The organism is Agromyces sp. Soil535, from assembly GCF_001428255.1.
Classification (GTDB): Bacteria; Actinomycetota; Actinomycetes; order Actinomycetales; family Microbacteriaceae; genus Agromyces.
In genome coordinates, this window is record NZ_LMRW01000011.1 from 68891 (window position 1) to 75691 (window position 6801).

General features: G+C 63.6%; 7 protein-coding genes. 3 read left to right on the forward strand and 4 right to left on the reverse strand.

The window, feature by feature from the left end; genetic code table 11:
• Positions 1-357: 357 nt before the first annotated feature.
• From ASG80_RS09355 to ASG80_RS09365, 3 genes are read left to right on the forward strand one after another with little or no spacing between them, the layout of a single operon-like run.
• Positions 358-795, forward strand: coding sequence for a hypothetical protein (locus tag ASG80_RS09355; RefSeq protein ID WP_056729914.1), 438 nt, complete (start codon positions 358-360; stop codon positions 793-795).
• 14 nt (positions 796-809) lie between these two features.
• Positions 810-1172: a hypothetical protein gene (locus ASG80_RS09360; protein WP_156401752.1), complete on the forward strand. Its 363-nt coding sequence runs from the start codon at positions 810-812 to the stop codon at positions 1170-1172.
• Between the two features lies 1 nt (position 1173).
• Complete coding sequence (locus tag ASG80_RS09365) at positions 1174-2652, forward strand: ThiF family adenylyltransferase (protein ID WP_056729916.1); 1479 nt, start codon at positions 1174-1176, stop codon at positions 2650-2652.
• A 673-nt stretch (positions 2653-3325) separates the two neighbouring features.
• On the opposite strand, the gene ASG80_RS22915 is transcribed toward ASG80_RS09365, so the two are convergent.
• From ASG80_RS22915 to ASG80_RS09380, 4 genes are all read right to left on the reverse strand, one after another.
• The gene (locus ASG80_RS22915) at positions 3326-4057 is read right to left on the reverse strand and encodes a type 1 glutamine amidotransferase (RefSeq protein ID WP_082590048.1); all 732 of its coding nucleotides are present in this window, start codon (positions 4055-4057) and stop codon (positions 3326-3328) included.
• Positions 4058-4189: 132 nt separating this feature from the next.
• Positions 4190-5398, reverse strand: coding sequence for a mannose-6-phosphate isomerase, class I (gene manA / locus ASG80_RS09370; RefSeq protein WP_162256618.1), 1209 nt, complete (start codon positions 5396-5398; stop codon positions 4190-4192).
• Positions 5399-5449: 51 nt separating this feature from the next.
• Positions 5450-6223 carry an SDR family oxidoreductase gene (locus tag ASG80_RS09375; RefSeq protein ID WP_056729918.1) on the reverse strand — a complete coding sequence of 258 codons (774 nt, stop codon included), beginning with the start codon at positions 6221-6223 and terminating at the stop codon, positions 5450-5452.
• Positions 6224-6226: 3 nt separating this feature from the next.
• The coding region (locus ASG80_RS09380) for a dihydrodipicolinate synthase family protein (RefSeq protein WP_200952539.1) at positions 6227-6801 on the reverse strand (575 nt) is incomplete at its 5' end.

The window sequence follows — 6801 nt, forward strand, 5'->3', positions numbered from 1 at the left end:
CCCTTCAGAGCTGAGTGGCTTGGCGTGCATGTCAACCTCCTCGATCGAGAGAGTCAGATTTCCCCCGCTGACGTCAATTCGAACACTTTGGAACGTCGCAAGGTCTTGAAGCCGTGGGGCTTGCGAAACGACGTGCAGAAGATCCTCGGCCGCATCAGCATCAACGCCGACGGCAGCACGGAGTCGCGAACCGGAGATGCAATAGCCCTCCAGCTGAGGGTCGAACCACGCGAGCTGCAAGCTTTACCTCTTTGGTAAACGGTACTTCTGTTATAGTGGGATTTACCCGACAGGTACATGCTACCCGCTTCCACCCCGGAAGTAGGAGCGACACCCGCTACAAGGAAGGACGGCCCCATGGCCCCCACCACCCCCACCAGCCTGCGCATCGTCATCGATGGCACGGCGTTCGCGACCCACGATGTCGACCAAGAAGCCGCGGCTCTGCTACGGCTGGCTGGACGCGACCCGAAGAACTTCGACCTCTTCCTTCTCAAGAAGAACGGTGTCGAGGAGAAGATCGGCGACAACCAGATCGTGAACCTCAGGGACGATGAGGAGTTCGTGTCCCGCAAGAAGATCCGCTTCACGATCGATGGCGAGTCCCACAACACCTATGACGACGACCAGACCGCAGTGGCGCTGCTCCTTCTCGCCGGCGTCGACCCCTCCGGCTACGACCTCGCTCGCATCCTGCCGGCAGGCGGTACCGAGCAGTTCCGTGACGAGCAGATCGTTTCGATCAAGAACGGTGACGAGTTCGTCACCGCCAAGCACGTCGGTGGTGTCGCGTGAGCGACGAGGACCACTTGACCGAGGCGGTCCATCAGTTCATCACTGACATGACCGCTGCGGGCGCCTCGGCCCGGGCAGACGGACCGCGGATCCTCTACGACGTGACGGCCGTGGGCGGCGCACTCGCGGGTCAGGTCGTGACGACCGGCGTGAGCGTATCGGAGGTGCTGAGCTGGCCCGCAGTGCCGCCGCACTGGATTCACCTGCCCGCCTCGGTCGAGTTCGACCAGACGAACATGGACGACACCGACTGCCCGCCTGGTTGGAAGCGGCACTCCCGCGAATACAACTACACCGATATGTCGATGCCGCCGGCGCTTGCGTGGCTCCGACACGTGCGCGGCTTCATCTCCATCGCGACCCCGAAGGCGGCTTGACATGCGGTATTCGGTGGCGATGACCGGGGAGGTCGAAGCGATCATGCGGGAGCACCTCATCCGCGATGACGGGCAGGAAGATGTGCTCATCGCGACCTACGTGGTCTCCACCGGTGTCGAGCGGACGACAGCCCTCATCAAGTCCGTGATCCTCCCCCGCGAAGGCGAGCGGTTCGTGCACGGCAACGCATCCTTCACCGGTCAATACGTACTCCGCGCGTCAAGCGAAGCACGCGCCGTTGGCCACGGGGTGGTGCTTCTCCACTCCCACCCCGGCGGGCGCGGCTGGCAACAACTCAGCCACATGGACTGGGAGACGGAATCGGAGTACGAACGCGTCACCCGCGGAATTACGAAGATGCCCCTCCTGGGCATGACGCTCGGTGGTAAGGACACCGCATGGTCGGCTCGTTTCTGGTTCGACCGCAGCGTGCCGATCTGGGCGGAGTCGGTGCGGTCGGTCTCCCCCAAGCTCGCCATCACGTGGAACGACGAGCTCCGTCAGGTCCCCCAGGTGACCCGTTCGCAGCAACGCACGGTGTCGTCGTGGGGCCGGCACAGTCAGGCGTCAATTGCTCGTATGCGCGTCCTCGTGGTCGGCGGCGGAAGTGTCGGCCTCGATGTCGCTCAGCGCCTCGCCGCGACAGGCCTCGCCACGGTCGGCGTGATGGACTATGACGCGGTCGAGACCGTTAACCTGGACCGCATGATCGGCGCAACCCGTCTCGACGCCGCACTCCGGCGGTCGAAGGTCGAAGTCGCTGCGCGGCTGATGATGTCGGCAGCGACTGCCGAGGCGTTCGAGGTTCGACGCCACGAGGTCAGCATCACGGACCCGGTCGGCGTGAGCATCGCGCTGGACTACGACGTCATCTTTTCTTGTGTCGACCGGCCCTGGCCGCGCGCGGTACTTAACGGGATTGCCTACGCGGACCTGATCCCGGTCATCGACGGGGGAATCGCCCTCGACACGTTCCCGGACGGTCGGATGCGTAACGGCATCTGGCGTGCACACACACTCGTCCCGGGTCGCCCCTGCATGGCCTGCCTCGGCCAGCTCGTCATTGGCGAGATCGCCCTCGACAAGCAGGGGCTACTCGACGATCCGGAATACATTGCAGGAGCTCGTCGAGAAGTCCCGTCGCGACAGAACGTGGCGGCACTCTCCGCGAGTGTGAGTGGGGCGGTACTGGCACAGTTCGTCAGCCTCACCGCTCATCCCGGCGGTCGCGGAACACCAGCACCGCTCCGCTACGTCCTCTCCACCCACACACTCGAGCACTCCCCCGCAGGCTCGGGGCCTTACTGCGCATTTGAGAACGCGACTTCCACGGGCGACAAGCGCACCCCCATCGCTGAGCATCGCGATGACTGGCGCGAGATCGTCCACTCGCGTGGGACCGCGAAGAAGGCGCTCCGCCTCCGCGCCCTCGACGCGGTGGAGAATCTCCTGCATCGGGCGATCTCACACCTCAAGTAGACGCGGCACCGTTTGTGGGCCGGACCCGGCCGAGCCCGGCCCTGCAGGTGGTCGTTCGATACCGGGGCCCTTCGGTGTGAGCGCGCGTACGCTGGGCGGCGCGAGCCTGCAACTGCCCACCCGAACTCGCTCTCGCGAAGGCCGTTGCGGACACTCACCGAGTCATCCGTGCTATCCGGTGGCTGCGTCTACGAGCCGAAGCGGGACGGCTGTTGACTCGCCATCGTTCGCGACGTCGACGTTTCGCTGTCGTCGAGGCAGGGTAATGACCTCACCAGAAACTTCCCCGTACTCGGGGCGCGCTGGTCGGCTCGGGGCTACGAATGCCGGGTCGTGATCAAGGGCGACTCTGCGAACACCACCCTCACTCGCGTGGACGGAGCCGTCGGAATCCACAGAACATGGCATATTCCTAACCCTGCTTCACCGGCCCTTGCGACCGTGAGTCTTCGGTTTCTCGTCTCTTAGGTGGCGATACATGTCAGCGTTGAAGCAGGCCATGGACCAATCCCGTCGGAGCACCGCTTCAGCGCACGCTCGCGCGAGATCGTCGAGCGCGACTTGCCGCTCGTTTTCATTAGCTCGTGTCTCGAGCGCCGCCGTCAGTCGACGACGGAATCGGTTCAACACGTCGCTGCATCTCGCGAGCGTCCGTCGATGATGCGAATTGCCATCAGTTGTAACCGAGGATGCAGACCGCTTCGGTTGGTGGCCCCGATCGCTGTGGTTCGTGGGTGTCGACACCGAGATACCGGAAGGCGGCGCGGAACAGAGCGGCGGCGCGGGGGCCCGCGTCTCGGGCGTGATGCGATGCTTCCTCGAGAGTCACTAACGGGTTGGAGTCTTCACTGCCGGAGTAGCGCTGCGTTAGCCGTCGTTTGAAGGTAGGTAGCGTCAGCTCGGGGTGGAATTGCCATCCGAGTGCCCGGGCGCCCGCGCTTTCATCGACGAAAGCCTGAGGGGCAACGAGGTTCAAGCCAATGACTTCCGAGGTCTCCGCCGGCTGGATGACGTCATGATGCATTTGGCCCCATCGTCCAGACGGGCAGAGCTCCTCGTTGTTGGAGTACACCTGTGTCCATCCGCACTCCGGGACGGCACCGCGGTAGCTGCTCCCGCCGAGTGCGCGTGCGAGCACCTGAGCTCCGTAACAGATGCCTATGACGGGAACCCCGTCGGCGAGCGTTCGCCGTATGAATGAGGTTTCCGTAGCGACGATCTCGCTGTGGCGTGGGTCATGAGCGGAACGGTTTGAGCCGAGAAGTACGACGACATCGGCTGGCACCGTGTCGCTGGTCATCCACTCCCGCTCAAGAAAGTGCGTGGTCGCATGAGCGTTCCGGAGGTAGTCGCCGAGCAGCCCCAGGTCTCGATCAGCACGGTCGGCAACCAAGACGGCTCTCATCGTTCGCTCCTCAAGATGTCAGGGATTCAGCGGTGTCTTCCGCTCGAAGGGCCTGTTGACGGCACGCGAATGGTGTCGCCGGGCCGCTCCGCGGAGTGGTCGGTGAGGTCGTTGCAGATGAGCTTGATCGCTTCACGCCTCGGCGCCGGTCGCGATGAAGACGGTCCCGCTCGAGCGGACGCCAACCCGGGGGTGCGACGGACTGATGAAGACCGCTTCACCCTGGTTGAGCACGAGGGATTGGTCGCCTTGTGTGACGGTCACCTGGCCACTCACAACGAGAGCGATGCCGGCGTGACTGAGGTCGAGTTCCGTGGTCGTGTCCCTGTCGACTCTGAGCAGCCGGAAGTCGTGGCTGGGGACCTGGTACTCGACGTATGCGGAGGGGGCGACCGTGCCGAGGATGATCGGCGAGCGCAATGGGGTGAAGTCCACCACTGCGAGAAACTCGTCTACGTCGACATGCTTCGACGTAAGCCCCCCGCGAAGCACATTGTCGCTTGCCGCCATGATTTCCACACCGAGGCCCTTCACGTAGGCGTGGACGTTGCCCGCCGGCAGGAAGAGGGCCTCGCCAGCCTGGAGGATCGCGAAGTTGAGTAGCGACGCCACCGCTACTCCTGGGTCACCGGGATACTGCTCGTCGAGCCGCCGCAGCAGGCGGGCTTCGTTCTCCCACCTCCCCACATCCCGGGTTGCGGCTGCCTCTACGAGCTCGTTCACAAGGCCTGGCGGCCGGTCGATGAGGATCCATCGCACGGCGTGTTCCAGCCCGTCCAGATTCAGGTGGGCACGCAACTGCGCGACCTGGCTTCGGTCTTCCTCGTCCCCCGTGCACAGGTGCCGGAGAAAGTCGTCCGTTTCCCCGAGGGGCCGGAACCCGCAAAGCCCTTCGAAACCGTCGTGCAATGCGACTATTAGCTCCGGCTTGTGCCACTCGTCCTTGTAGTTGCGCGCCGGTGAGTCGCGCGGGATGCCGCGGGCCTCTTCCTCCGCGAAGGCAACTCGAGCGCGTTCGAGGGTGGGATGCGCCTGCAGCGAGAGTGGCTTGTCGGCGGCCAGCAGCTTCAGCAGGAACGGCAACCGGCTACCGGAACCGAGCGTTGTCTCCGGTTGGTCCCTGATCCATTCGTTGAGAGTTTCCGGTTGTGTGTCCGCTTTGTCCACGAGACGTGTCGTGCTGTCCGGATGTGCGCCCAGCCACAACTCCGCCTGAGGACTGCCATCGGGCTCCTTGCCGAGAAACTTAGGGATGGCGGAGAGGGATCCCCATGCATACTTCTTGGGGCTTGCAGTGATGCGTGTCAGCACGTCGTGACCTTCATTTTCGTTGAGCCCCACCAGTCCCGAATCTGGATTCCTTCGACATCGGAGATACCTTGTTCGGCTCCATCAGATCGCAGAGATCAGACCGCCGTCGACGCGAATCTGCGACCCCGTGATGTAAGAGGCGCGCTCACTGCAGACAAAAGCGACGACATCGCCAAACTCGTCCGGTCGTCCGTACCGCCCAAGAGGGATCGCGGTCTCAGATTCTTGTTGCACGTTCCGAACGGGCTTACCGGTGCGTTCGGAAGCTGCCCGGTCGAGTGCGGCTATGCGCTCAGTGGCGATTCGTCCCGGTAGCACCATGTTGGTTGTGACGCCGTGCCGCGAGACGTTTCCGGTAAGCGACTTCAGGTAAGCAGCAAGCCCCGCACGCGCGATGTTGGATTGTGCAAGCGAGGGGATTGGCTGCTGGACACCACTGGAACCGATAGCGACAATGCGCCCCCAGGAACGGTCGAGCATGCCGGGTAGGAGTTTCGTCACAATCTTTATCTGCGCGAGCAGCATCATGTGAATGGACGACTCGAGTTGGTCGAGGTTCAACGCCGACGCAGTGCCCGGCGGCGGACCACCTGAGTTGAGCACCACGATGTCCGGAGCGCCGAGCCGGTTGCGGCAGGCCTCGATGGCCTCATCAAGCGACTGGTCGTCGGCAAGATTAAGCGCGCTGGCAGCGCAGTGGGGGAACTCCGCGGCCGCTGATTCAGCAAGATCCAGACGTCGCCCACAGAACATGACAGAGGCGCCCTCGGCTGCGAGTCGGCGGGCGCTGGCGAGCCCGAGTCCGGACGTCGAGCCCAGGACAATGGCGGTGCGGTTCCTCAGTCCGAGATCCACCGATCAGTTCCTCCCGTTGTGAGTCGGCAGGAAACGATGATGTTGGCGCAGCATCGACCACAGCACGTCGGTCATTGTCGGACCGGGTTCCCTTACGGCTTCGGAACCAAAGATTCCGCGCAAGTGAAGGGAGGCCTTCCTGATCGCAATACCGATTCCCGGCTGAGCCTCGAAATTGACTAGTGGAAGCCACTCGATGTAGTGCGTGCGCGCGTCTTCGTAACCGCCGGATCGCCAGGCAGTGACGACTCTGGAGAGGACCTCGGGGAAAGAGAATCCGGTCATCGCTCCCGCGGAGCCGGCGGCAAGTTCGTCCAGAAGCCCGAGCCCGCCGAGGCCGCCGAACACGGGAAGGTCGGTTGCAGTTGTGATGTCGGAGATGGCTACCGAAGTCGGTGGCGCCTCGGATTTGACGGCGACGATCGCGTCGGACCTGCCGACAATCTCGATGACGTGAGAGCTCGTGACACTGACTCTGCTAGCGACTGGGTAGTCCTGGAGCACGATCCCGAGGCCGGTCTCCGTGGCGATCGTATTCACATGCTCGGCGACTTGCTCGGGATGCTCGCCATTGATCT